This is a genomic window from Pseudarthrobacter sp. TRD_SC_9 (assembly GCF_055361265.1).
Genome location: NZ_CM143956.1, coordinates 841,018 through 865,753, shown reverse-complemented (window position 1 = coordinate 865,753; position 24,736 = coordinate 841,018). Strand labels below are relative to the sequence as shown.

The 24,736-nt window shown below is 61.9% G+C and carries 22 protein-coding genes; 13 read left to right on the top strand and 9 right to left on the bottom strand.

Translation table 11 applies throughout. The annotated features are described in order from the left end of the window. Positions 1-50 precede the first annotated feature (50 nt). Positions 51-518, bottom strand: a complete 468-nt coding sequence (locus ACWA13_RS04135; protein WP_463936908.1) for a nuclear transport factor 2 family protein — start codon at positions 516-518, stop codon at positions 51-53. Between the two features lie 223 nt (positions 519-741). Further along, the gene (locus ACWA13_RS04130) at positions 742-1,278 is read right to left on the bottom strand and encodes a carboxymuconolactone decarboxylase family protein (protein ID WP_463936907.1); all 537 of its coding nucleotides are present in this window, start codon (positions 1,276-1,278) and stop codon (positions 742-744) included. A gap of 118 nt (positions 1,279-1,396) precedes the next feature. Between ACWA13_RS04130 and ACWA13_RS04125 the strand changes: the two genes are divergently transcribed. Continuing rightward, positions 1,397-1,996: a CGNR zinc finger domain-containing protein gene (locus tag ACWA13_RS04125; RefSeq protein ID WP_463936906.1), complete on the top strand. Its 600-nt coding sequence runs from the start codon at positions 1,397-1,399 to the stop codon at positions 1,994-1,996. Between the two features lie 185 nt (positions 1,997-2,181). Here ACWA13_RS04125 and ACWA13_RS04120 read toward each other — a convergent pair whose 3' ends face one another. The 4 genes from ACWA13_RS04120 to ACWA13_RS04105 all read right to left on the bottom strand — a co-directional run bounded on the left by ACWA13_RS04120 (position 2,182) and on the right by ACWA13_RS04105 (position 5,833). After that, positions 2,182-2,547: a hypothetical protein gene (locus tag ACWA13_RS04120; protein ID WP_463936905.1), complete on the bottom strand. Its 366-nt coding sequence runs from the start codon at positions 2,545-2,547 to the stop codon at positions 2,182-2,184. A gap of 311 nt (positions 2,548-2,858) precedes the next feature. Continuing rightward, the gene (locus ACWA13_RS04115) at positions 2,859-2,996 is read right to left on the bottom strand and encodes a methionine/alanine import family NSS transporter small subunit (RefSeq protein ID WP_463936904.1); all 138 of its coding nucleotides are present in this window, start codon (positions 2,994-2,996) and stop codon (positions 2,859-2,861) included. After that, entirely contained in the window at positions 2,993-4,567 is a 1,575-nt protein-coding gene (locus ACWA13_RS04110; RefSeq protein WP_463936903.1) for a sodium-dependent transporter, read from the bottom strand. The genes ACWA13_RS04115 and ACWA13_RS04110 overlap by 4 nt, the downstream gene beginning before the upstream one ends. Before the next feature lie 546 nt (positions 4,568-5,113). Then, on the bottom strand, positions 5,114-5,833 hold the full coding sequence (locus ACWA13_RS04105; protein WP_463936902.1) for an SDR family oxidoreductase: 720 nt from the start codon (positions 5,831-5,833) through the stop codon (positions 5,114-5,116). 60 nt (positions 5,834-5,893) lie between these two features. Between ACWA13_RS04105 and ACWA13_RS04100 the strand changes: the two genes are divergently transcribed. Next, positions 5,894-6,769 carry an SDR family NAD(P)-dependent oxidoreductase gene (locus ACWA13_RS04100; protein ID WP_463936901.1) on the top strand — a complete coding sequence of 292 codons (876 nt, stop codon included), beginning with the start codon at positions 5,894-5,896 and terminating at the stop codon, positions 6,767-6,769. Then, positions 6,766-7,467, top strand: coding sequence for a FadR/GntR family transcriptional regulator (locus tag ACWA13_RS04095; RefSeq protein ID WP_463936900.1), 702 nt, complete (start codon positions 6,766-6,768; stop codon positions 7,465-7,467). Before ACWA13_RS04100 ends, ACWA13_RS04095 begins: the two co-directional genes overlap by 4 nt. Positions 7,468-7,535: 68 nt before the next feature. Here the strand turns inward: ACWA13_RS04095 and ACWA13_RS04090 are convergent, their stop codons facing one another. Then, positions 7,536-7,976: an iron chaperone gene (locus ACWA13_RS04090; RefSeq protein WP_463936899.1), complete on the bottom strand. Its 441-nt coding sequence runs from the start codon at positions 7,974-7,976 to the stop codon at positions 7,536-7,538. Next, positions 7,973-8,509: a nucleoside deaminase gene (locus tag ACWA13_RS04085; protein WP_463936898.1), complete on the bottom strand. Its 537-nt coding sequence runs from the start codon at positions 8,507-8,509 to the stop codon at positions 7,973-7,975. The genes ACWA13_RS04090 and ACWA13_RS04085 overlap by 4 nt, the downstream gene beginning before the upstream one ends. A 334-nt stretch (positions 8,510-8,843) precedes the next feature. Between ACWA13_RS04085 and ACWA13_RS04080 the strand changes: the two genes are divergently transcribed. From ACWA13_RS04080 to ACWA13_RS04060, 5 genes are all read left to right on the top strand, one after another. Further along, positions 8,844-9,839 carry a LacI family DNA-binding transcriptional regulator gene (locus tag ACWA13_RS04080; protein ID WP_463936897.1) on the top strand — a complete coding sequence of 332 codons (996 nt, stop codon included), beginning with the start codon at positions 8,844-8,846 and terminating at the stop codon, positions 9,837-9,839. Between the two features lie 139 nt (positions 9,840-9,978). After that, positions 9,979-11,253 carry an ABC transporter substrate-binding protein gene (locus ACWA13_RS04075; RefSeq protein ID WP_463936896.1) on the top strand — a complete coding sequence of 425 codons (1,275 nt, stop codon included), beginning with the start codon at positions 9,979-9,981 and terminating at the stop codon, positions 11,251-11,253. Next, positions 11,250-12,173, top strand: a complete 924-nt coding sequence (locus ACWA13_RS04070) for a carbohydrate ABC transporter permease (RefSeq protein ID WP_463936895.1) — start codon at positions 11,250-11,252, stop codon at positions 12,171-12,173. Before ACWA13_RS04075 ends, ACWA13_RS04070 begins: the two co-directional genes overlap by 4 nt. 43 nt (positions 12,174-12,216) lie before the next feature. Next, entirely contained in the window at positions 12,217-13,134 is a 918-nt protein-coding gene (locus tag ACWA13_RS04065) for a carbohydrate ABC transporter permease (protein ID WP_463936894.1), read from the top strand. Between the two features lie 47 nt (positions 13,135-13,181). After that, positions 13,182-15,512, top strand: coding sequence for a beta-L-arabinofuranosidase domain-containing protein (locus tag ACWA13_RS04060; RefSeq protein WP_463936893.1), 2,331 nt, complete (start codon positions 13,182-13,184; stop codon positions 15,510-15,512). A 120-nt stretch (positions 15,513-15,632) separates the two neighbouring features. Here the strand turns inward: ACWA13_RS04060 and ACWA13_RS04055 are convergent, their stop codons facing one another. Continuing rightward, on the bottom strand, positions 15,633-18,128 hold the full coding sequence (locus ACWA13_RS04055; RefSeq protein ID WP_463936892.1) for an alpha-L-arabinofuranosidase C-terminal domain-containing protein: 2,496 nt from the start codon (positions 18,126-18,128) through the stop codon (positions 15,633-15,635). Positions 18,129-18,460: 332 nt separating this feature from the next. On the opposite strand from ACWA13_RS04055, the gene ACWA13_RS04050 reads away from it, so the two are divergent. From ACWA13_RS04050 to ACWA13_RS04030, 5 genes are all read left to right on the top strand, one after another. After that, complete coding sequence (locus tag ACWA13_RS04050; protein WP_463936891.1) at positions 18,461-19,444, top strand: ABC transporter substrate-binding protein; 984 nt, start codon at positions 18,461-18,463, stop codon at positions 19,442-19,444. Between the two features lie 93 nt (positions 19,445-19,537). Then, positions 19,538-21,064, top strand: coding sequence for a sugar ABC transporter ATP-binding protein (locus ACWA13_RS04045; RefSeq protein WP_463936890.1), 1,527 nt, complete (start codon positions 19,538-19,540; stop codon positions 21,062-21,064). Next, positions 21,061-22,092, top strand: a complete 1,032-nt coding sequence (locus ACWA13_RS04040; RefSeq protein WP_463936889.1) for an ABC transporter permease — start codon at positions 21,061-21,063, stop codon at positions 22,090-22,092. Before ACWA13_RS04045 ends, ACWA13_RS04040 begins: the two co-directional genes overlap by 4 nt. After that, the gene (gene yjfF / locus ACWA13_RS04035) at positions 22,092-23,108 is read left to right on the top strand and encodes a galactofuranose ABC transporter, permease protein YjfF (protein WP_463936888.1); all 1,017 of its coding nucleotides are present in this window, start codon (positions 22,092-22,094) and stop codon (positions 23,106-23,108) included. Before ACWA13_RS04040 ends, yjfF begins: the two co-directional genes overlap by 1 nt. 102 nt (positions 23,109-23,210) lie before the next feature. After that, positions 23,211-24,662 carry a family 43 glycosylhydrolase gene (locus ACWA13_RS04030; RefSeq protein ID WP_463936887.1) on the top strand — a complete coding sequence of 484 codons (1,452 nt, stop codon included), beginning with the start codon at positions 23,211-23,213 and terminating at the stop codon, positions 24,660-24,662. Positions 24,663-24,736: the final 74 nt, after the last annotated feature.

Sequence of the window (24,736 nt, the reverse complement as noted above, 5' to 3'; positions counted from 1 at the left end):
ATCCGCGGGATGCTATTCCTCGCTGGTCGGATTGTCTCGTCCGATCCAGGTCAAAGGCCAAGTTGGGATAGGCCCGGGTGGTTGTCGGGACGAGGGCCGGAGCGGTCCCAGTGGAAGAGTCGCTGTGATTCCTGGATAGGGACATCGTTGATGCTGGCGTGCCGCTCGGCCATTAGCCCCTCGGCGTTGAAGAACCAGTTTTCGTTGCCGTAAGCGCGGAACCATTCTCCTGCCTCGGAGTGCCATTCGTACGCGAACCTTACGGCTATGCGCGTATCGGTAAACGCCCATAATTCTTTGATTAGCCGGTAGTCGTGCTCGCGCTCCCACTTCGCGGTGAGGAAACGGACGATTTCATCCCGCCCCGTGATGAACGTGGAACGGTTTCGCCAGCGGGAGTCCTCAGTGTAGGCCAGGGAGATGTTCTCCGGATCACGGGCGTTCCACGCATCCTCGGCGGCGCGGACCTTCTGTACGGCGGTTCGGACGGTATACGGGGGTAGTGGCGGTCTCGTCATGGTTTTCCTCTTCGGAGGGAGGGTGATGAAGGTGGGAGGCGCACGGGCGGTGCCAGTCTGGTCGACACCGCCTGTGCGCCGGCTTCAAGGGTCGGAAGTAAGAGCCGGCGATTGGCGCGCCCTAGCGCTTATGGGTCGCACCCGCACCATGCGTCTTGACCGGCGGGTCCTCCCCTTCCACGCTTGGACAGCTATCCCAATACCGGAGACAGTTGCAGGGCCGTCAGGCGTTAACGATGGGGAAGTCGATCTCGACCATGGCAGCCCTATTGAAGTAGTTCGTGAGCACATTCAGCGCGACATGGCCAGCGACCTCGGCGAGTTCTTCATCGGTCACGCCGGCGGCCCGAACCATTCTGGCAGTTGCTTCATCCACCAAACCGCGGCCCTCATTCAGCGCGCTTGCGTAAGCCAGCATCGCGTTGACGTGGGGGTCGATGTTCTCGCCGTGGCGCGCGGCCTTAATATCCTCGACAGACAGCTTGGCAACGTGTTCGCCGAGATAGGTGTGTGCCGAAAGGCAGTAGTCGCAGCTGTTGCCTTGTGCGACGGTCAGCGCGATTCGTTCACGGGTCGCTGCGGTGATGACGCCGCGGCTCAGCGCCTGGGACATCGAAAGGTAGGCATCAAGGAGGGCCGGACTGTTGGCCATCGCCTTCGTCATGTTCGGCACGACTCCCAGCCGGTTCTTCACCGTGCCCAGCAGTTCTGCGCGGCGGGAATCGGTCGTGTCAATATCTACGAGCGGAAGAGCAGTCATAACGTGGTGATCCTTCCAGGAGCACTTCTATAACGGGTGAACGCTTCTGCATCCATTAGAGAAGCTATCAGCCATACCTAACGCGTGCAAGCACATTTACGCGTGATATTGTTCGGGTATGGCTGACACTGTTCGCGCTTGGGTCCTCCCGGATGAGCCCAGACCCGTTCGCTTGATAAATACCATCTGGGCTGATCGTGGACAGGTATTCGATGACCTCAAGGACTGCAGCGACCTAGCCGCATGGCTCGACAGCGTTGGCCTCAACGTCGCCGTACCGGCCACCATGACCGAGTTGAAGAAAGCGCGGGAACTCAGGAACGCGCTTCGCCGCGTGGCAGCATTTGCCACCCACGACCCCCGGACCGCCGCCGCTTCGGCAATGTCAGAGATCGCCGAAGCAGTCGACGTCATCAATGAACGTCTCGGCACTGGAGCCCCAGCAGAACACCTTGTGGTCGAAACAGGAACCCTCGGCCGAAAAAAGACCGATACGCGCTCGCCCGTCGCGGCAAGCCTGGCGATCATTAGCACCGAGGCTGTTGAACTCTTCACCGCCCCCGACGCTCCGGCCCTGCGAGCATGCATGGCACCAGGATGTGTGCTGTACTTCGTGCAGACCCACCCGCGGCGCGAATGGTGCTCGATAGCCTGCGGCAACCGGGCCCGCGCGGCGCGGCACTATCACCGACACCGCGACAACGTACACCAAAACTAACTGGCGGCTGACTGGATGACCTGTCCTATTTCCCTGGTTTGGGGACACCACCACAAAGAGGACACTCACCCTGTGGCTCCTGATCGGCGGATGCCGCGCCATCTGCAAGTCCCGTTATCCAAAAACTCCCCCGCATCGTCTGACACAGGGATAGTTTTCGAGACGGACTAAGGCATGCTCTTTGCCTAATTGTCGATGATCTTGTCGTCGGCATGAGCGCCGTAATAGGCCGATTGGCCGTGCATAAGGTCGCGCATCGAGACTTCGTTTCCCACGCCATAGACAGTGCCACCGAAGTTCAGCTCTTTCTGGATGGCCCAGATCTCGTCGTGTCGCTCTGAAGGGAGGATGGCAGCTGGGTTGCCCACTGCTACCCAGCCGATGGGAACAACAACTCCGGGCTCGATGATCGTATTGACCTGGACGACTCCGTTGATCCGAACCTCGGCGCCAGCGCCAATCCGGCTCCCGGGGAAGAGGGACGCCCCGGTGGCAATAAAGGCGCCGTCCCCCACGTTGCTGCCGTTGATGTGAGTGTGCGGCCCGACCATGACCGCCGTCCCGATCTCAACTGGATGCCCTGATCGACCTCGGACGAGGGCTTGCTCCATGATTATGCAGTCCTCCCCGATCGTTACCGAGCCATCTTCGGCGGTCACTACCGCACCGTGCAGTATTCGTACGCCGGCGGCAATCCGAACGTCTCCGATAATGACCGCCGTGTGCGCGATGTACGCTGACGGATCGACCGTCGGTTCTAAGCCTCGATGTTGCACGAGCACGAGCACCCTCCAGTGTTTTAAGTCGTCATGGTGGCCGGTCGTGACCGGCAGTTTTAGGCAGCGTCAGTCGGCTGCACCCTTCAGAGCTCCGGTGCGTGCCCGTCGGGCAGCACCTCCTCATCCTCCGGGTGCCGTTTCAGGTTGAGCAACGCCAGCGCGAGGCCGCCCCACACCGTCAGTATGGCGATAATCATCATGGTGATCGCAATGGCCGTCACAGTGCCGTCTCCTTAGCTTCGTTCTCCACCACGGAGTCGTATTCCGGGTCGTGATGAGCCTTGGACTTGCGGCTCCAGGGGATGAAGGTCAACACCAGCGCAAGGACAACGAGGCCCCCGGCCATACCCCAGCCAAACACGCCCACGAACCAGGCGGGATAGTCCTCGTAGGTGGTGGAGATCTTGCTGATGAATTCGTTGGCCACCATGTAGATCAGGGCCAGCGGGACGACGCCGGCCACCAGCACCATCCAGCCACGCCGCATCTTGACGGTCGAAATCCGGTTCAGGTGGGCGGACAGCAGCGGAAGCTTCCGCAGGAACCAGGCGATGACGACGATGGTCACCAGCGCCCCGAGCGTGATGCCGAAGCTGTTCACGAACGCATCGGAGACATCCAGCAGGTAGAGGCCTGTCGCCGTCGGGAAGAGTGCCAACGAGACCACCGCCACCAGGCCGCTGACGGTAAGGGAGGCCTTGACCCGGCCCCATCCAAGCTTGTCCTGTACTGCGGCAACGATGACTTCCAGTACAGAGATCAGCGATGTCACGCCGGCGAACACCAGGGAGCCAAAGAACAGTACGCCCATGAAGGCCCCGAACGGAGCCTGCGACACGATGGTGGGGAAGGCGACGAAGGCCAGCCCGATCCCCTGCGTCACCACGTCATTCACGCCGGTGCCCGCGGCCTGAGCCATGAAGCCAAGAGCGGCGAACACGCCGATTCCGGCCAGGATCTCGAAACCGGAGTTGGAGAAGGCGACCACCATGCCGGAACCGGTCAGGTCCGTCCTGCGCTTCAGGTAGGAGGAGTAAGTGATCATGATGCCGTAACCCACGGAGAGCGAGAAGAAGATGTGGCCGTAGGCCGCAGCCCAGACCCCCGGGTCCCCCAGGGCTGACCAGTCCGGGGTGAAGAAGGCGTTCAGACCCTCTGCAGCGCCCGGCAAGAAGAGAGACTGGATCACGAGCAGCAGGAACATGACCACCAGAAGCGGCAACAGGACGGCGTTGGCGCGGGAGATGCCCTTGCGGATACCGGCAACCATGATGACGATGACTGCCACCCAGATCAGCAGCAGCGGGAAGAAGACGGACGGCACGTAGCTGAACCCGAGGCCCGGGGCTTCAGCAATCTGGAGGAAGTTCCCGAAGAAGAAGCCCTCGGCGTCGTCGCCCCACGCTTCCGTGAAGGAGAAGACGGTATACATCAGTGCCCAGGCAATGATCACCGCATAATAGGCGGCGATGACGAAACAGACCAGCACCTGCCACCATCCCAGCGGTTCTGCGGCCCGGTGCAGCCTTCGGTAGGCCAGCGGCGCCGAGCCGCGGAATTTATGGCCCACGGCGTAGTCCAGGAACAGCAATGGGATACCCGCCGTCAGCAAGGCCACGAGGTACGGGATAAGGAACGCGCCGCCGCCGTTGTCATAGGCGATGTAGGGGAAGCGCCAGATGTTGCCCAGGCCCACGGCCGAACCAATAGCGGAAAGGATGAAGAGCCGGCGCGTGGAAAACGTCTCGCGTTTTACAGGTGCCGGTGCGTTGGGTGCGGACGTGCTGCTCATTCGGTCACCCCCCATATTGTTGCGCGCGTTTGTGCCGTGCCGCGGTAAGCACCGCGGGTTCCTGGCCGGTTCATGGGGGCTCGCTTTCAGGTGAAGGAGGACGTCCGTTTCGCTGTTTGTCTCTGGGGACTTTACTGCGTATTCTGCGCCACGCGAAAGTCTTCACCCAAACCGCCGTCCGGAATGCACCGCCATGCAACACGAGGGTAGGCCGGCTGGCAGCGGAATCCACCTGCCAGTCAGGCTGCACTACAGCGTGGCGCCAAGCTTGGTCTGTACACCCCGATCTTTTTCAGCTGGACCTTGACGGCGACCCAGCCAAGAGAACCTGGATCCTGGCTGCAAGTGCCAACGGAAACGAGGGAGGGACTACCGGCGTCGCTGACCTCACTCGTTTTTCCGCGCGCGGCACAACACACCCTCAAGCTACTTACAGAAACAGGAACGCTGCATCCGGGCGGTCGTTCGAGCTGGAGGCTGAGGTGGGGATCCCTTCCTCCTTTGGGGCCACGTCCTTCGCGTCCGGGCGCGACCTCCACCGACTCCTTAGCGCTGCCCGACGGGGCTCAGTGACAGTTCATCAATGCGCACATGTGGGGGGCTGTCCAGAATGAAGCACACTGCCCGCGCGACGTCGTCCGTGCTAAGCATTGCTGAGCGCTGGGCCCGGTCCGGCACCTGCGGCCGCATGGCGAGGAAATCGGAATCGACGTCGCCCGGGCAAAGATGGCACGCTTTGATGCCATTGGTTCCTTCCTGGTCATTCAGGGAGGCAACCAAAGCGGACAGGCCACTCTTGCTTGTCATGTAGGCCACTCCTGAGCCCGGCGAGAACCGCCAGGCCGCACGCGAGGAGATCACGACGATGTTTCCCTGCCCGGCGCTTCTCATGTCGGGAAGCAGCAGATCGATGGCCCGGACCACGCTGGTCAGGTTCGTGTCCACGATGGCTGCGAACTCATCCATGCTTTGGTCGGCCCAGGTTCGAGCCGGGGTGTTGAGTCCAGCGGCAAGAACCGCGGCGGTGACCGGGCCCCATTGGGCGACGATCTCCTGATGTGCGTTGGAAAGAGACTCGGGGTGTCGTGCATCGGCGGGCAGTTCAAGCGCGATTGCGCCGGCATTCCGTACGAGCCCGGCGGTTTCGGAGACCGCTTCGGCCCGACGTCCAGTAATGGCTACACGCCACCCCGTCTTTGCTGCTGCGATCGCACTGGCCCTGCCCATACCACTGCCGCCACCGATGACCCACAATGTTTTGCTCATGTCAGTTTCCCCGCCAAATTTGAATAGTCTTATGTTTTACAACTGCTGTAGGTTAATAGTATGACGTTTAGAGCAGCAGTGCAGTGGGGTATCGAGGGTCGCGTTGTGGTGGTTACGGGAGCGGCCCAAGGTATAGGACGGGTAGTAGCGGAAAGCTTCGCGCGGAACGGCGCAAAGGTTGCTGCATTGGATGTCTCGCAAAAAGGGGTCCAAACGCTCGCCGCTGAGCTGACCACAAAGGGTGCCGCAGTGGCAGGCTTTTCCTGCGACGTGACGGACGGGGCGTCGGTACGGGGTGCGGTTAACGCCGCCGCCAGCCACTTCGGAGGCATCGATATTCTTGTCAATAATGCTGGGATCAACGTTGAAGGAACCGTTGAAGAACTTGACGACGGCGATTGGCAGCGCTGCTTCGACGTGAACGTCACCGGCGTAGCCCGGATGTGCAAGGCAGCTATTCCGTACCTGAAGGCAAGCGGTCACGGCCGCATTATCAATGCTGCCTCGTTCGCGGCTATTGTTCCCAGCATCGGCAGCGGCGCTTATGCGGCCTCCAAGGCGGCCGTTGTGCAGCTCACCAAGGTACTCGCCGGGGAACTGGGGCCGTGGAAAGTGACTGTCAATGCCTACGCCCCGGGCATGATCCCTACCGGGATGAATGGTTTTGCCGGCATGCCCCTTGAGACGCAAAACCGGTTGCTGGATACCCTCACGCTGCGTAAGTGGGGTGAGCCCGACGAAGTGGCCGATCTCCTGCTGTTCCTGGCCAGTGACGCTTCCCGCTACATCACAGGATCCCTGATTGACGTCAGCGGCGGAAAGCTGGCAACACAGATTCCGGCAAGAGCATACGAAGCTTTGACGGCCACAGCGGAGGGCACTGCCCCCGATGCCGCGCTACCGGGACGGAACCACTCGTCAAACGGTCTCGCGTGACCTTGGAGCGCCTTCGATCACTACCGGGGTTGCATGAGCAGGTGCTCGACAGCCTGGGCATGGAAATATGCTCTGGCCTGCGTCAGCCCGGCAGTGTTATGACACTGGAAGACCTTGAGCGCGTGCACGGCGTCTCCCGCTCGGTGGCCCGGGAAACGGTACGGGTCCTCGAGTCAATGAGGCTCGTCGTTTCCCGCCGGCGGGTCGGCGTTGTGGTGCTCGACCCCGGCGAGTGGAACTTGTTCGAGCCCCGGGTCATACGCTGGCGCATGCAGTCTCCAGAACGCGCCGAGCAGCTTGAAGATCTGGTGGGGATCCGTCTGGCAGTCGAACCAGAGGCGGCCCGGCTCGCGGCGCTGCACGCCTCACCGAACCAGGCCGCGGAGCTGGTGGCACTCGCCGGCAGGATGTGGGCTGCGGGCGAGGAGGGCAACCAGAAGACCTTCCTTAAACTCGACGTTCAGTTCCACGCGCTTATGCTGTCCAGTTCGGGAAATGCCATGTTTTCCCAACTGGAACGCCTTATCAGCGAGTTCCTTGAAGGATGGCATGCTGGCGGGCTAGGCCCAGGGCACCCCCACCCCGTTGCCCTCAATCTGCATTCCGCCGCCGCCGCCGCAGTGCAACAAAGGGACCCGGAGCAAGCCTTCAGCATCATGCGCACGCTGCTGACCCGAAGCGCCGACGAAGCTTCGTGAACCCCTCAAGTCGCCAGTTCAGAATCTCCGGGCGTTCAAACCCCTCCCGCCGTCGTCTGCTTCCCGGCTTAGGACCGGCCGGCGGCCTTTTTGACGATCTCGGCGATCCTGTCTTCCTCGGCGGCGCCGAGTCGGGTGATGGCCCAGCTGGTGGGCCACATGTTGCCGTCGTCCAGGGCGGCGTCCTCCTGGACGCCGAGGGTGGAGTAGCGCGTCCCGAACTTGGCCGCGGCCTGGAAGAACAGAACGACCTTGCCGTTCGAGTTGGCCCAGGCCGGCTGCCCATACCAGGTCTTCGGAGCCAGGGCCGGCGCCACCTTCGCCACGATCGCATGGATTCGCTCAGCTATCACGCGCTGGTCCTCCGGCATTTCTGCAATCTTTTGCAGCAGGTCCTCCAGGGCGTCCGCCGCCTTCTTGCCGCCCTTCTCCGAACGCAGCTCTGCGGCGCGCTCCTTCATGGCGTCCCGCTCCACCTCAGTGAAGCCTCCCGATCCGCTCGCGCTCATGATTCCCCTTCGTGTTGGTGGATGGGCCCGAGTCTATGACCGCACCCCACGTCTTCTGCGATATCCTCTGCCCACAAGTCCGGGTTGTTTTCCTGGAACGTACGCATCATGTCCACGCACCGCTGATCATCCAGGACCACCACCTCGACGCCGCGTGATCGCAGAAGCTCGAACTCGCCGCCAAACGTGCGCGCTTCGCCCACCACCACGCGGGGGATTTTGAACTGAATGATGGTTCCGGTGCACATGGCACACGGAGCCAGGGTGGTGTACAGCGTGGTATCCCGGTAGCTCTTCTGCCTGCCTGCTGCCCGCAGCGCGGACATTTCGCCGTGCGCTATCGGATCTCCGTTCTGGACTCGTTCGTTGTGTCCGCTCGCGATGACCACACCGTCACGGGCGAGTGATGCCCCAATGGGAATGCCGCCTTCGGAGCCGCTCTTTTGAGCGGCTTGAAAAGCGGCTTCGAAAGCGGCGTCAGGAACCGCTTGTGGAGACGGTGTGGTGGCGGACTGCTGCGGTTCGTGGGTCATGCGGTCATTGTCGCACGTGGTCATTTTCCCGTAGTCATGGTCAGGAGCTTGGGTGCTGCGGGAACTTCGGCACTGATCAGGATGTTGCCCTCGGAGATGGATTCCGGGAAAGACCTGAGCAGGCTTTAAACCTTAGCTTGAGCTCGGTGGCGCCGCTGTCCGCGAGGTAACCGGCCATGAAGTTGTCCCAGGTGAATTCGGTGGCCGCCCCGGTGGCCCGCTTCTGGACTGGAGCCGGTATCAGCCACCTCCGGAAAACTCCAGAAACTTTTCCGTTGACAGGAAAAGACCGGCAACATAGGCTGACTCGTAAATCGTTTATGTCAGGAGAATCGTGAGCTTTCCCTCTCGCCGGGTCACTCTGTCCGACGTCGCCAATGCCTCTGGCGTATCAATCGGCACGGTTTCCAAGGCGTTGAACAACCGTGGCCAGCTCCGGGAAGATACCCGGGACCGGGTCCTGGCTGCAGCCCATAAACTTGGCTTCGAAACCCTGGCCCCTGTAGCCAGCACCGGTGAAGTAGTCACCATAGGCCTGGTTACCTCGGATGACATCGGACGCTTCAGCATTCCGGTGATGTACGGTCTTGAGGACTCATTCGGCCTGGACCAGGCGTCAGTGCTGATCAGCAACTCTCGTGGGGATCTCGTCCGCGAGCGTCACTGCGTTGAAACACTCGCCTCGCGCAATGTCGACGGAATCGTCGTCATGACCAACCACACCGGCCCCCGCTCCCCGCTACCCAAGACTTCGGTACCGATTGTCTATGTCATGGGACATTCTTCAGACCCTGAGGACATGTCGGTGGTGGTTGACCAAGTCCAAGGCATGCTCCTGGCCCTGGAACATGCAGCCAACCTGGGGCATCAGAACATTGCCTACGTCGCTGGCCCCCGACAGGACTATTCCGCCCGGATCCGCGTCCAGGCCGTTCAGGAACACGCGGCGGCCTTCGGGCTCACACTCGTGGGCGACCGTGCACTGTATGGGAACTGGTCCGAGGCATGGGGCAGGCAGGCGGCCCAGATGCTCCGCCAGCGAGTGGAGCCGGTGGACGTCGTGCTCTGCGGCAGTGACGAAATCGGCCGCGGTGTAGCCGATGGCCTTCGTGAGGCAAACATTGTTGTGCCCCACGATGTCTCCATCATCGGCTTTGACAACTGGCCGGCCGCAGCACTGAACAGTCGGCCTGCCCTTACCACCATCGACATGAATCTTGAAGAGCTGGGCCGTGCGGCGGGAGCACGCGTCCTTGAAGCCATTACCGGAAACTTCAGGCCCGGTGTCGAAGCACTGCCGTGCCAACTTATCGTGCGCGATTCAACCTAACCCCTTCATTCAACCCCTACAGAAACACGAGGGAACAATGATGTACCCCCCACCCACCTTCCTTCAGCGCGCCCAAAAACCTCGCTCCGACGGCAGCAGAGACGTCAGTCGTCGATCCGCGCTTGCCTTGGGAGCTGCAGTGGCTGCCGCAGCAACTGGCCTGACAGGCTGCTCGGCTGTCCTGCCGGAAGCAAACGTCAGCGCGGCCAGCTTCGGGAAAAACCCCTCCGGAACAATTCGGTTTTGGTGCCGTAGTACGGCGTTCAAACCAGCGCAGCTCATTGTGGACAAGTACCACCGAGCACAGCAGTCCGTGCGGCTCGAGCTCACCGTCCTTCCGGAGGGTCAAATGACGACGAAGCTCGCCACGTCCATCCGGAGCGGTGCCGTACCGGACGTAGTCGCCCCGGACTCCGTGACAAGCCCAGTTTTCACCACCCGGCACGCCTTTACCGACCTGACCCCCTTGGTCGCAGAGCTCCCCTACGCCTCCTACCTCAACAAGCCACTCCTGGAGGTGGCCTCATTCGAGGGAAAGATCTACGGGCTCCCGGCACTTTCCAACGTCTCACAACTGTTCTGGAACAAAGAGCTCTACGTGAAAGCTGGTCTCGACCCGGACAAGGGCCCCGGCAACTTCGCAGAGTACCTGGAGCACGCTGGGGCGCTACAGGACGTTGAAGGCGTGTCGGGAGTAACCTTCACCGGCAACTCCGCCGGCATCCTGGGATATGTCATCCAACCCCACTTCTGGGCGGACCAAAGCCCGTTCTACGACGGACCTCTGGGTCGGCAGCAGGCCGCGGTGCTGGGCAATGAGCCGCTCCGCCGGACCTTGGAGCTTTACCGGGAGTTGTACAGGAAGGGCCTCTCACAGCCGGGCGCCTCGGCAGACTCCGGAGCGGCCTGGGGTCAAGACTTCCTCGCAGGAACCGTGGGACTGTTCCCGGGATCCTATGATCTGGTGGTCGGCGGCGCCAAGCCGGAGTTCCTGGACAAGCTCGGCGTCAGTGCGTTCCCGGGTCCGGACGGAAACTTTTCCCAGTTTTCCGGCGGCGCCGTGCTGTCCATACCGCGAGGCGCTCCCAACCCGGAAGCTGCCTGGGACTTCATCCGCTTTGTCGGTGAACTTGAACAGCAATCCGAACTGGCGGCATTGGGCTGGTACCCGGTCCGCAGCGACATCCTCGAGACGGATTTCGCCGAAAAATACCCGCTCATGGTTCCCGGCGTGGAGCGCATGAACGAGGGCTTCGCCGCCCCCACCACGCTCTATACACAGCTCACCAACACCGTACAGTCGCCCTGGCTTGCGATGTTCCGCGAAGCGGTTTTCGGTCAGGAAGCACTGGAGGATGTTCTCCACCGTGGACACCAGGAAACCGCACGAGTTTTGAAGGTGAACCAGGCATGACAACCGCCACCCACGGGCAGAGCCGCCAGACCACCGAAATTGCATCGGCAAAACCAGCCTCACGCAGGGATTCCTACACGGGCATACTCATGATCGCCCCTGCCGTGCTCCTCGTGACCGTCTTTGTCATCTTCCCGCTGATTTTCGCCGTCGTCATCTCACTCACGAACTGGCCGCTCGTAGGCGAGGTTGAGTTCACCGGCGTCGAAAACTACCTGACCGCCTTCACTGACACCATTTTCTGGGGTTCCATCCTCTACACGCTCGGCTTTGCTGTGATCTCCACACTGCTGGGGATCGTGGCGGGCTACCTCCTTGCGGTCCTGGTCCGTTCCAACCGGAGGGGTGCAGGGCTGATCCGCACAGCTGTCTTCCTGCCGTATGTCATCGGCATCACTTCCTTCAGTTTCGTGGCCCTGCTGGAGTTCCGGCCAGACAGCGGTGCGCTGGATCAAATCCTGATGGCACTCGGCTTCACTTCTGCTCCCACCCCATGGCTGCTGGATGCCACCAGCGCAACCGTGCTGATCGTCCTCCTGGGCGCCTACGTGGGATCGGGCTTCGCCATGGTCATCCTCATGTCCGGCATGCAAGGGATTCCGGATGAGCTGTACGAATCTGCCCAGATCGACGGGGCAGGCCGTTGGAAGCAGGAATTCCTGGTCACCATCCCATTGGTCAAAAGGTATCTCGGGCTCTTGACGATTATGGGCTTCATCGGAGCGATCCTTGCCTTCACACAGTTCTTCATCATCACCGGAGGAGGCCCAGGAACCGGAACGTTGACGGTCATGCTCTACGTCTACAACAAGGCTTTTGGCGACCTGCAGGTCGGTTACGCTACCGCCCTGTCCTTCGTGGTGGTGATCATCGCAGCAGTCCTCACGCTCATACAGTTCCGCGTTATGCGAGAAGACTGACCAACCCAAACGATCCCTCGTCCGATTCCGCTTAGGAGATGTCGTGACCACTTCCCTTAACGCGCCGCCGCTGGTGACGCAACGCAAGACCCAGATCCCCGCTCCCCCTGCCGCTTCCAATGCCCGGAGATCAGCCAGAACCAGGACCGCCGCCTACGCCGTGATCGGCGCCTCCACGGCCGTCGCATTCTTAGCTCCGGTGGCGTGGTCCGTTCTTCGCTCCCTACAACCGGGGGCCCAGATTGGCGCCCCGGCATCGGAGCAGTCGTTCCACAATTTGACCTTTGAAAACTACACAGGCCTCATGGCCAACCTGGGCGCCGGGTCCTACATCTGGAACAGCCTGGTCATTGCCCTGGGCGCCGCCGTCCTGACCGTCCTCATCACCACCCTTGCTGCCTATGCCCTGGTTAACTATCCCTTCCGTGGATCAAACGTCGCGTTCGCGCTCATTCTGCTGACCATGATGGTCCCGTTCCAAGCCATCCTGACGCCACTCTTTTTGGAGATGAATGCCCTCGGCCTCACAGACTCGCTAGCCGGCATCATCGTCTTCCACATCACCTTCAACCTGCCGTTCGGCGTCTTCCTGATGCGCAACTCGTTCGCCCAGATCCCCAAGGAGGTCGTGGAAGCGGCCCGAATCGATGGCGCGGGTCCCTTTCGGATTCTGCTCTCGGTATTGCGGCCAATGATCGTCCCCGCCGCCGTGACCGTTTTTCTTTTTGCCTTTCTCGGCGGATGGGGAGACTTCCTCGGAGCATTGACGTTCCTCACCAAACAGGAACTCTTCACCCTGCCCGTGGCCGTCCAGAACCTCGCCTCCGGGGCATTCGGAGTCGTAAACCACGGCTACGTCATCGCGGGCGCCGTACTGCTGATGCTTCCCTGCATCATCCTGTACGCAGCGGTCCAACGCTATTACGTCAGAGGCCTCGTCGCCGGCGCCGTCAAGGGCTAATGAGCGGCCGGGTCCTCCCCCACGACCACATAACGAAAGCACAAAACATGCACCCCACCAGGCCCTCCGTGGAGGCACCACCGCGGCCGCCGTCATCTCTTCCACTGGACAGGATCCGGCTACTGCCAAGCCGTTTCAAGACTGCTCAGGACGTTGCCGTTCGCTATGTTCTTGAGCTCGACGCCGACCGCCTCTGCGCGCCGTACCTGAAGGAAGCGGGACTTGAAACGGCAGCGGAACCCTACGGCGGCTGGGAATCCGACGGCATGGGCGGCCACATGGGCGGTCACTACCTGACCGCCTGCGCGCGGCTGTTCGCCGCCACCGGTGACATCCGGCTGCTCGATCGGGTGCAATACGTTGTGGGCGTCCTGCGCCAGTGCCAGGCTGTGGCCGGAACCGGTTACGTGGGCGGCGTCCCCGGCGGACACCGGCTCGGTGAAGAACTGGCTGCAGGAGTTGTCGAGGCGGATTTGTTCACGCTGAACGGACGCTGGGTCCCGCTCTACAACCTGCACAAAACGTTTGCGGGGCTCCTGGACGCCTACACCTACGCGGGCGCCGACGACGCACTCGCTGTACTCCTGCGCCTCGCAGACTGGTGGTGTGAGGTCTCACTCCGCATTGGTGACGACTCATTCGAGGAGGTACTCACCACCGAATTCGGCGGCATGCACGACGTCTGGACATCCCTTGCCCGGCTGACAGGCAGGAAAGAGTACCAGCGCGAGGCCAGCCGTTTCTCGCACCGCGCCTTCCTCGATCCGCTGGCAGCAGGTGAAGACCGGCTGGACGGGCTCCACGCCAACACTCAAATCCCCAAAGTTGTAGGCTACGAACGCTACGCACAAGCGACAGGCGACCGTCGCTACTTCAAAGCGTCCGATCACTTCTGGGATGTCGTCACCCGGCAAAGGACTGTCTCAATTGGCGGCAACAGCGTCCGGGAACATTTTCATCCGTCGAAAGACTTCACCCCCATGGTCCTGGACGTCCAAGGCCCGGAAACCTGCAACACCTACAACATGCTCAAGCTCGCCAAGCTCCGTTTTGAACGAACCGGTGACCCGGCAGCCATAGAGTTCTACGAGCGGGCCACGTACAACCACATCCTTTCCTCCCAGCACCCAGAACGGGGAGGCTTCGTGTACTTCACGCCCATGCGGCCGTCCCACTACCGCGTGTACTCCAAGGTCCACGAATCAATGTGGTGCTGCGTGGGCTCCGGCATAGAGAACCACGCCAGCTACGGAGAACTCATCTACAGTCACAGCGGCGACACCCTCGCCGTCAACCTCTACATTGCATCCACGCTGGATTGGACCGAACGCGGCATACAGGTTCAACTGGACACTGATTTTCCCAACTCGGACTTCGCCACACTCACCGTCACCGCGGTTACCCGCACCAAGTTCACACTGCGGCTTCGACGCCCCATGTGGGCAACGGAAATGGAAGTCCGCGCACCCCAGTCCGACGGGAACATGCCGCCACACATTGAACCCGCTGAACAGGACAACCACGTGCTCATTCAGCGCATCTGGGAGGGCACCACAACAATTTCCATCCGGCTCGGCGCTGAGATCCGCGCCGAAACTCTTCCGGATGGCTCTCCCTGGGTGTCCTTCCTCTACGGACCCGTGGTCCTCGCCGCCCGGGAGGGAAAAGCCGGGTTGGAAAGCTTTGAAGCACTCGACGAACGCATGGGCCATGTCGCCAGTGGCCGCCAGGTAGCCCTCGCAAACACCCCGGTCATCTCCACACACGATCCAGCAGAGGCCGTCATCCTGATCAACCGTGAAGCGCTTGCCGCAGACCTCACGGCCACAACGGATGGTTCTGCCGTCCGGGTCCGCCTTGAACCATTTACGGGTATCCACGACGAGCGCTACACGATCTACTGGCCAACCGGAACGGCTCCCGAGTTGCGGGTTGCCGAGCTCGCGACCCTGGATACAGACGCCGCGAAAATGGAGGCCATCATCGACGTCGTCACGGCAGGCGAGCAGCAACCCGAAGCTGACCATTTCTTCGCCGGCGAAGGCACAAAGGCCGGAGGGCAGGACGGAGTGCACTGGCGCACAGCTACAGGTTGGTTCTCCTATATCCTCAAGGATCCCCACAACGAGGCAGCCTGCCTCAGGATCAAGATCCGCAAGAATCCAGGACGCCGCCAGCGGCTCACCCTAAACGGCGCGCCCCTGACCAAGGGATTGCGCTCCGAAATGGATAAGAGTCATGAAGTAACCGAGTACGCCATCCCAGCGGAAGCAAGAATCAAGGACTCACAGACGCTTGTGTTCGCGGTGCACGCAGAGCCAGGCTCTCCCACCGAGGACTTGCTGTGGGTTGAACTGCGAAAAACAGATGACCAGTAGTCGCCGGGCAGCAAGGTGCCGGTGCGGGCGCAGGTATTCAACAAGCGGGGATTGATCCTGTATCCAGAGAGGCCCGGCTGATGAATTCAGCCGGACCTCTCTGGTGCTGGTTCGAAGCGACTACTTCGTGGCAGGAGCCAATCGAATGAACGTCACCGACTGGGGTTCGAACTGGTAGCTAAAGCTCGCCCCTGCGCCGCTGAAGGTACTCGACGCCGGAGCCAGGTTCTGCCCGTCGGCGGTCTGGGTGAGGGTGGTGACCGCCGCGGAACCGGCAATACTGCCGGCCCCGGTCACGTTGATGTCCACCGGAGTCTTTGCCGTCGACGTGTTGACCACCTTCACGATCGTGTCACCGGAGGCTTCGTCCTTGGTAACCACCGAGTAGATCGGGTCGGCCTGCGCGTCGTTGACCGTGCCCCACAGGACGTTGTCCAGGTAGAGGTTGGCGGTCCGGCCGCTGACCTCGATGCGGATGTCGTATTCGCGGCCAGTTTCGATCACCGTGTTCTTTTCAGCCACGATCGATTTGGCGCCGTTCGTGGCCTTTTCCACGACCGACCTTGAGTTGTTCCAGCCGCCCAGGTTCCACCAGAAATAGTTTCCAGTGTCCTTGACCCCGAAGGAAACCAGGAACCCCTCCGAGCCTGCCAATTTGGTGGCCTTGGTGCTGAGCGTGTAGTTGCTCCAGTCGGCGCTGCCCGCAGTCACCATGGTGTTTGTGGCGGTGGTGCTGGACTGGACGTAGCCACCGTCCTGGATGGACCAGGAACCGGTACCGTTCCCGGTCCAGGCTGCCGCTGTCCCGGAGAAGTCATCGCTGAAGAGAGGTGCGCCGTCCGCCCCGGTGACCTTGACGTCGTCGTAACGGGCCGACGTGGCCCACGTGGACAAGCCGATCTTCCCGGAAATCGGCACCACGGTGGATGCCGGGTTGTCCTGCGTGCTGGGAACCACCCGGGTACCCACGTTGTTCATGAACAGCTTCTGGACCTCGTAGTTAGGGGTGGTCCGGACTGACGTGCCGTTGAAGTACATCAGGTCCGGGTTCCACTGCGTGTTTGCCTCGTTGGCGATCAGCGGCGCGTAGGACGCCATCTTGACCACGTCCGCGTTCCGTTCCAGCCCGGTCATGTACGAGGCTTCGGCCAGGGCGTTCTCCGGCTTGTTTCCGCGGGACGCGTACTCGCCCAGGAACACCTTGTAGCTGTCGCGGCTGTAGGAGTCGTAGCGGTGGTTGTTGTTCAGGAACCAGGACGGGTCGTTGTAGTAATGCTCGTCAACGAAGTCCACGCCAATTTCCGCGTTGAACCTGGACAGGTCATCAAATTCCGGGCCCTGGCTGAACGGACCGGTGTTGCCGATGATCTGGATCTCCGGGTGCTTGGCACGGACAGCGTTGTAGAACTGGGTGAAGTATTCCTTGAATTCCGGCTTGTATTCCTCGTTCCCCAAGCCGATCCGGTCCAGGTTGTACGGCTCCGGGTGGCCGTAGGCGATGCGTTTGGCTCCCCACTCCGTGCTGGCATCGCCGTTGGCGAACTCGATCAGGTCCAGGGTGTCCTGGATGTAACTGTCCAGGGTTGCCTGGTCCGGTGCCCGCTTGGTGTCGCTGCAGCCGGTCACGCCGACCGGAACCACCGGTACGGGAACGGCGCCCAGGTCCTCGGCCCACTGGAAGTACTCCATGTAGCCAAGGCCATAGGTCTGGTTGTAGCCCCAGAAGTTCCGGTTGGCAGGACGCTGCTCCACCGGGCCGATAGTCTCCTTCCACTGATAGGTACGCGACCGCGTGTAGTTCGGCGCCGAGTAGGTGTCGTAACTTCCGGTGTTGACGATGCAGCCGCCGGGGAACCGCAGGAACCCGGGTTTAAGATCATGGATCTTCTCAGCCAGGTCCTTACGCAGGCCGTTCTCCCGGCCGTTCCAGGTGTCCTTCGGGAACAGCGAGACCATGTCCAGGCGGACTGTTCCGGTGCCCTGCACCAGGGTGGTGAGACGTCCGGCGTCGGTAGAGGTTTTGGGGGACAGCGTCACCTGGTACTTGGCCCACTGATCGCCCTTGATCTTGATGGTGGCGATGTCCAGCCTGGTTCCTTCGGGTGTTTCCAGCGTCACGGCAAGCCTTGATCCAGACGGGTTGGAGGTACGCGCCCACACGGAGTAGTTGTACTTTTTGTGCGCTTCGAGCTTCTGCCCGGTGTTCCAGCCGCTGTTGCGCACGCCGACTCCGGCACCGCTTCCTGCGCCGGCCGCGGTGGCATCAACCTGGAGGTAGTTCCGGTTGTTCTCGTTCAGCCGGTTGCTGTCATCGATTACCGTGACCGTTCCGTCGCTGCCTCGCTTCAGGGTTTCCCATGCGGTCATGGGGGTGAACGCTGCGTTGTCGCCGGAGTTGAATTCAAACGAACGGTTCTGAACCAGCTCGGCGTAGATGCCGCCGTCCGCGCCCTGGTTGATGTCTTCGTAGAAGGCGCCGTACATGGTGGAGTCGATCGCCGGCCCGGACGCGGCGGTGTCGATGGTGATGGTCCGGTCGGCACCAGGCTCGGCCTTGGCACCGGCAACCGGTGACAGGGACAACAGCGCTGCGGCGAGGGACCCTGCAAGCAGCATGCTGCATGTCCGTCTGACGGGGAGTGTTGGTTGTGAGGGCATAGAAGGAACGCCTTTCTCCATTGAACGGTTCGCGGGCCGGAGTCGAAGGTTTTGTGAACGCTAACAAAAGGTCGGCCGGACTTGAGTATTGGCCATCTTTCAAGTTCTGTAAAGGGCTGCGACAACAGAAGTGAATTGGAAAGCGATTCCTGAAAATATGTGAGCGAGGTTACTTGACGCGCCAATTGTTAGCGTTCACACTGAGCTGCAGAGAGCAACAGCTCACTAACAGCAATGGCGGTGTTTATAGTCTCCCGCCTGCCTGTAAATCAAGCTTCCGGGAGGATGTTGTGTTGAAAAAATCCCTGATCGCGGTGGCCGCCGCGTCACTGCTCGCCCTTACTGCCTGCGGCGGGAACGCCGGCGGCGACGCTACGGCCGGCGGCCCGGGCGGCGACAAGATCACCATGGGCTTCGCCCAGGTGGGCGCCGAAAGCGGCTGGCGTACCGCCAACACGAAGTCGATCCAGGACTCCGCCAAGGCTGCCGGCGTCGATCTTAAGTTCTCCGATGCCCAACAGAAACAGGAGAACCAGATCAAGGCAATCCGCTCGTACATCCAGCAGAAGGTGGACGTCATCGCCTTCTCCCCCGTTGTGGAGTCCGGCTGGGACACGGTGCTGAAGGAAGCCAAGAACGCCAATATCCCGGTCATCCTGACGGACCGTGCAGTCGACTCTCCCGACAAGACGCTGTACAAGACCTTCCTGGGATCTGACTTTGTTGAAGAAGGCAAGAAGGCCGGCCAGTGGCTGGTGGAGGACTCCAAGTCAGCCACTGACACCGTGAACATCGTTGAAATCCAGGGCACCACCGGCTCCGCCCCTGCCAACGACCGCAAGGAAGGGTTCGCCGACGCCATCGCAGCCGACCCGAAGCTGAAGATCATCGCCTCCCAGAGCGGTGACTTCACCCGCAGTGGCGGCAAGCAGGTTATGGAGGCTTTCCTCAAGAACAACGCCGACATCGACGTCGTCTTCGCCCACAACGACGACGAGGGCCTGGGTGCCATTGAGGCAATCGAAGCCGCCGGAAAGGTCCCGGGCAAGGACATCAAAATCATCACGATCGACGCCGTGAAGGACGGCATGACCGCACTGAGCAACGGCAAGATCAATTACATCGTCGAGTGCAGCCCCATGCTGGGTGACCAGCTGATGGATCTGGCCAAGAAGGTCCTGGCCGGCGAGAGCGTTCCCGAACGCGTCGTCACCGAGGAGACCACCTTCACGCAGGAGCAGGCCAAGCAGGTTCTTGCCAGCCGCCCGTACTAACGCTACGGCCCCTGAACGTCCGCGCGGCGGTGGATTACCACCGCCGCGCGGGAGCCAGCCGCAAGGCAGACCCAGCACAGAAAAGACACAAGGATGAACGAGATCGTTCCGGTGGTCGAAATGACCGGCATAGCTATTGGATTCCCCGGAGTTAAGGCCCTCGACGGCGTCGATTTCCGCCTCTTCCAGGGCGAAGTCCACGCCCTGATGGGCGAGAACGGTGCCGGCAAGTCAACCCTGATCAAAGCCCTGACCGGCGTCTACACCATCGATTCGGGCACCATCACGGTGCTCGGCGCAGCGAAACGATTCGCATCTCCCGCAGAGTCCCAGGCAGCCGGCATCAGCACCGTCTACCAGGAAGTCAATCTTTGCCCTAACCTCACCGTTGAAGAAAACGTCCTGCTCGGCCGTGAGCCGCGCCGCCGCGGGTCCATCGACTGGAAGCGCGTACGTACCCGGACCAGGGAAGTTCTGGCCGAGCTGCAGCTGGAGCACATTGACCCCGGCTCACTGCTGTCCACGCATTCCATCGCGGTCCAGCAGCTGATCGCCATCGCCCGCTCGGTGGAAATCAACGCCAAGGTCCTGATCCTGGACGAACCGACGTCGAGCCTGGACGCAGACGAGGTCAGCCAGCTCTTCCGGGTCATCAGGGATCTCCGCAACCGCGGCGTCGCCATCCTGTTCGTCTCGCACTTCCTGGAACAGGTCTACGAGATCTCCGACCGCATGACCGTGCTGCGCAACGGCAAACTCGTGGGCGAGTACCTGACCCGGGACCTTTCCCGGATGAACCTCATCTCCAAAATGATCGGCAAGGACCTCGAAGCCCTGGCGGAACTGGACCAGACGCCTACCCGGACGGTCGCGAACACCCGCGACGCCGGCACGCCGTTCCTCGAGGCCGTGGGCCTGGGGCGGAAAGGGTCCGTTTCCAATGTGGACCTGTCCATCCAGCCCGGCGAGGTGGTGGGCCTGGCCGGACTGCTCGGGGCCGGCCGCACCGAGATTGCCCGGCTCTTTTTCGGGGCTGACAAGGCCGACGCCGGTTCCATCAAAATCAAGGGGTCGGTCCAGAAAATCCGGTCGCCCCGCACTGCGATCGATAAGCGCATCGGGTTCTGTTCAGAGGACCGCAAAGAGGAAGGCCTGATCGGCGACCTCACCGTCCGCGACAACCTGGTGTTGGCAATGCAGGCTACCAAGGGCTGGGTCCGCCGGATTCCCCGCAGAGTCCAGGACGAGTTGGTGGACGAGTACATCAAGGCCCTGGACATCCGGCCCGCCAACCCCGACGCCCTCATCAGAAACCTCAGCGGCGGAAACCAGCAAAAAGTCCTCCTGGCCCGCTGGCTGGTAACCCGCCCCGAACTCCTGATCCTCGACGAGCCCACCCGAGGCATCGACATCGGAGCCAAAACCCAGATCCAGAAACTGGTCAGCCAACTGGCCGCTGACGGGATGTCCATCCTCTTCATCTCCTCGGAACTGGAGGAGGTCCTGCGCGTGAGCGACCGGATAGCCATCATCAAGGACAGGGCGATGCTCGCCGAAATCACTAACGACGGCGTCTCCGTAGAAGACGTCATGACGGTCATCGCCGGAGGTACCAAGTGAAAGACCTTTTGAAACACCGCATTGCGTGGCCGGTGATCGCCCTGGCCGCACTGCTGCTGCTTAACCAGGTGTTCCGCCCCGACTTCCTGAGCCTGCGCATGCAGGACGGCCACCTCTACGGCAGCCTGATCGACATCATGCGCAACGGCGCACCCACCATCCTCATTGCGCTTGGCATGACCCTGGTCATCGCGACCCGCGGCATCGACCTCTCAGTCGGAGCGGTCGTGGCGATCGCCGGCGCCGCATCATGCGCCTACATCGCAGCCTCCCCGGACCCCGGTTCCCCGGCGACGGCCGCCGTCGCCGTACTCATCGCCGTCTTCGCCGGGCTGGCCCTGGGCGCCTGGAACGGCTTCCTGGTATCAACCATCGGGGTGCAGCCGATCATCGCCACCCTGGTGCTCATGACTGCCGGCCGCGGCATCGCCCAGCTGATCACCGATGGCCAGATCGTCTCGGTCTCCAACGACCACTACAAAGCGATCGGTGCCGGCTACTTCCTCACCCTTCCCATCTCCATCCTGATCACTGCCGCCGTTTTTATCCTGGCCGCAGTCCTCACCCGGCGCACCGCTTTGGGAACGCTGATCGAAGCAGTGGGCATCAACCCGGTGGCGAGCCGCCTGGCCGGGTTGCGTTCACGGAACATCATCTGGATCGTCTACGTCTTCAGCGCCGTGTGCGCCGCCGTCGCCGGCCTGATGATCAGTTCCAACGTGACCGCTGCCGACGCCAACAACGCCGGGCTCTACATCGAAATGGACGCAATCCTCGCCGTGGTCATCGGCGGCACCTCGCTGGCCGGCGGGCGCTACACCCTGGTGGGAACCGTCGTCGGCGCCTTCATCATCCAGACTCTGACCACCACCGTCTACACCCTCGGTATTCCGCCCGAGGTGACCCTGGTGTTCAAGGCGCTGGTGGTCCTCACCGTGTGCCTGCTCCAGGCACCTAAAGCCCGGGACCTGCTCCGCAGCTTCAAGGCAGCGCCCAAGTCCGCCGCAAAGGAAAAGGTGGCCGTCTGATGTCCCTGTTATCTACGCTTACGCCCCCTTCCCTCAAGAAGCCGACGCCGGTCCGCACCCGGCTGCGCGGAGGTGCCCGCTACGCACCCACCCTGGCCACCGTGGGACTGTTCCTCGCGATGTTCGCCGTAGGTGCCGGGATGTACCCAAGCTTCCTCTCCGGCCAGGTCTTCCTCAACCTCTTCATCGACAACACGTTCCTGATTGTGCTCGCGGTAGGGATGACTTTTGTGATCCTGACCGGCGGAATCGATCTCTCAGTGGGTGCCGTCGTCGCGCTGTCCATGATGGTCAGCGCAACGCTCCTGCAGCAGGGCTGGAACGCCGGGGCCGTCATTGTCCTCGTCTTGGCCATTGGTGGCGGGCTGGGGCTCCTGATGGGCCTGATCATCCAGCACTTCGACATCCAGCCGTTTATCGTGACGCTGGCCGGCATGTTCCTGGCCCGCGGGCTCTGCTACGTCATCAGTCTTGACTCCATTCCGGTCACCGAGGGGTTCTTCACCGGCATGGCGCAGGCGCAGATACCGCTCCCAGGAGACCTCTTTGTCTCACCCGGAGTGCTCCTGGCCCTTGCAATCGTGGCCATCGCCTTCTACGTCTTGCACCACACGCGGTTCGGCCGGACGGTGTACGCAATCGGCGGCAACGAACACTCGGCCATGTTGATGGGCCTGGCGGTGACGCGTACCAAGGTCCTCGTCTACGCGATCAGCGGCCTCTGCTCCGCCATCGCGGGCATCCTGTTCTCGTTCTACAGCCTTTCCGGCTACAGCCTGGCGGCGCAGGGCATGGAACTGGACGCCATCGCTGCCGTAGTCATCGGCGGCACCCTGCTGACCGGCGGCACCGGCTACGTCCTGGGATCAGTCGTCGGCGTGCTGGTTCTCGGGATTGTCCAGACCTTCATTGCTTATGACGGCACCCTCAGCTCGTGGTGGACGAAGATCGTCATCGGCGGCCTGCTCCTGGTCTTCATCCTGTTGCAGCGGCTCTTCGCCAGGAAAGCCGGCTGACCGTACCGCCTTGTCCATACCGCTTTACCAGCTCCACTTCTCCCTTCGCATGCGCTCCTGCACGCCCGCCCTAACCCGCCCACGTCAAAGGACTATGCCAACATGAATGATCTCGTCTCCTGCCAGTTCACCCGCCGGTCTTTCCTGGGCTCCGGAGCCGCAGCGGCTGTTACCCTCGCTGTCATGGCTGCCGGAGGTGGAGCAGTTGCCGGGGCGCCCCCAGCCGCCGCTGCCACCACCGGGCCCCTTATTAATCCGGTGGTCCCGCAGCGGGCTGATCCCTGGCTGATGAAGCACACGGACGGCAAGTACTACTTCACCGGCTCCGTACCCGAGTACGACCGCCTGGTGGTGCGCTCCTCCCCCACGATTGCGGGACTGGGCAACGCACCGGAATCCGTCATCTGGACACGGCCTGCAACGGGAACCATGGGCGGGCACATCTGGGCTCCTGAACTGCATCACTTCGACGGCCAATGGCACATCTACTTCGCTGCCGGAGACAGTGGCGACGTATTCCGGGTGCGGATTTACGTTATCTCCACCGACGACGCCGATCCCACTACAGCGGTCTGGGGACCGCCGGTCCGGGTGTACACCCATGCAGACACCTTTGCCCTGGACGCCACCACGTTCGAGCACGAAGGCACGCGCTACCTGCTCTGGGCGCAGGGTGACACCGGCGTGAATTCCAGCCTGTTCATTGCATCCATGTCCTCCCCGTCGACGCTTTCCAGCACCCCGGTCCGCATTGCGGTTCCTGCCCTGGAGTGGGAGACGCGGGGTTACAAAGTCAACGAAGGCGCAGCGGTCATCAAACGGAACGGCCGGATTTTCGTGACCTTCTCCGCGAGCGCCACCGATGCCAACTACTGCATGGGTCTGCTGACAGCCGATGCCTCCGCTGATCTGTTGAGCGCGGCGTCCTGGACGAAGACCCCTACCCCTGTTTTCACCACCAACGAAGGGTCAAAACAGTACGGGCCCGGCCACAACTCCTTTACGGTGGACGAGGCCGGCAACGACGTGCTGGTCTACCACGCCAGGTCCTACCGGGCTATCACGGGCGATCCGCTGTACGATCCCAACCGCCACGCCCGGGTCCAGCGGCTGTACTGGAACGCTGACGGAACACCGGACTTCGGCGTCCCGGTAGGCGATGGTGAGCTCCCCGTACGCCTGGAGTCCGCCGCAGCTCCCGGGAGCTTCCTGGCCCACGACGGCATGACCATCACGGCAGCTTCCTCCCCCGCCGTAGGCGCATCCCAGTTCCGCATCGCACCGGGCTATGCAAAGAAGAACTCCGTGGTCATCGAGCCCGTTCTGACCAAAGGCCGCTATCTCAGGGAGCAGGGACCCACGGTGAATATCTCAGCCACGGAAGGATCTTCATCGGCCTTCCTCAAGCGGGGCGGCCTCTCTGATGCGGCCGGCGCATCCTTCGAGTCAGTCGACCAGCCAGGCTCCTACCTGGTGCTCCGCCACGGCATACTGGCGGTGGGGAAAGTAGCCAGGAACGAACGGCCGGCGGCCACGTTCTTCCTTCGTTCCTGACCGTCAGGGCACGATCCGGGCCAGTCGCCGATCACCGGGTCCTGACACTGTTCATTGCCCGTGCTCACCGTCGG

Bases quoted from the DNA above. Each gene is read 5' to 3' on its own strand.
- ACWA13_RS04110 (WP_463936903.1), bottom strand. From the start codon at position 4,567: ATGAGCAGCACGTCCGCACCCAACGCACCGGCACCTGTAAAACGCGAG.
- ACWA13_RS04060 (WP_463936893.1), top strand. From the start codon at position 13,182: ATGCACCCCACCAGGCCCTCCGTGGAGGCACCACCGCGGCCGCCGTCA.
- ACWA13_RS04055 (WP_463936892.1), bottom strand. From the start codon at position 18,128: ATGCTGCTTGCAGGGTCCCTCGCCGCAGCGCTGTTGTCCCTGTCACCG.
- ACWA13_RS04100 (WP_463936901.1), top strand. From the start codon at position 5,894: ATGACGTTTAGAGCAGCAGTGCAGTGGGGTATCGAGGGTCGCGTTGTG.
- ACWA13_RS04130 (WP_463936907.1), bottom strand. From the start codon at position 1,278: ATGACTGCTCTTCCGCTCGTAGATATTGACACGACCGATTCCCGCCGC.
- ACWA13_RS04090 (WP_463936899.1), bottom strand. From the start codon at position 7,976: ATGAGCGCGAGCGGATCGGGAGGCTTCACTGAGGTGGAGCGGGACGCC.
- ACWA13_RS04105 (WP_463936902.1), bottom strand. From the start codon at position 5,833: ATGAGCAAAACATTGTGGGTCATCGGTGGCGGCAGTGGTATGGGCAGG.
- ACWA13_RS04120 (WP_463936905.1), bottom strand. From the start codon at position 2,547: ATGGTCGGGCCGCACACTCACATCAACGGCAGCAACGTGGGGGACGGC.
- ACWA13_RS04070 (WP_463936895.1), top strand. From the start codon at position 11,250: ATGACAACCGCCACCCACGGGCAGAGCCGCCAGACCACCGAAATTGCA.
- ACWA13_RS04125 (WP_463936906.1), top strand. From the start codon at position 1,397: ATGGCTGACACTGTTCGCGCTTGGGTCCTCCCGGATGAGCCCAGACCC.
- ACWA13_RS04030 (WP_463936887.1), top strand. From the start codon at position 23,211: ATGAATGATCTCGTCTCCTGCCAGTTCACCCGCCGGTCTTTCCTGGGC.
- ACWA13_RS04085 (WP_463936898.1), bottom strand. From the start codon at position 8,509: ATGACCCACGAACCGCAGCAGTCCGCCACCACACCGTCTCCACAAGCG.
- ACWA13_RS04045 (WP_463936890.1), top strand. From the start codon at position 19,538: ATGAACGAGATCGTTCCGGTGGTCGAAATGACCGGCATAGCTATTGGA.
- yjfF (WP_463936888.1), top strand. From the start codon at position 22,092: ATGTCCCTGTTATCTACGCTTACGCCCCCTTCCCTCAAGAAGCCGACG.
- ACWA13_RS04135 (WP_463936908.1), bottom strand. From the start codon at position 518: ATGACGAGACCGCCACTACCCCCGTATACCGTCCGAACCGCCGTACAG.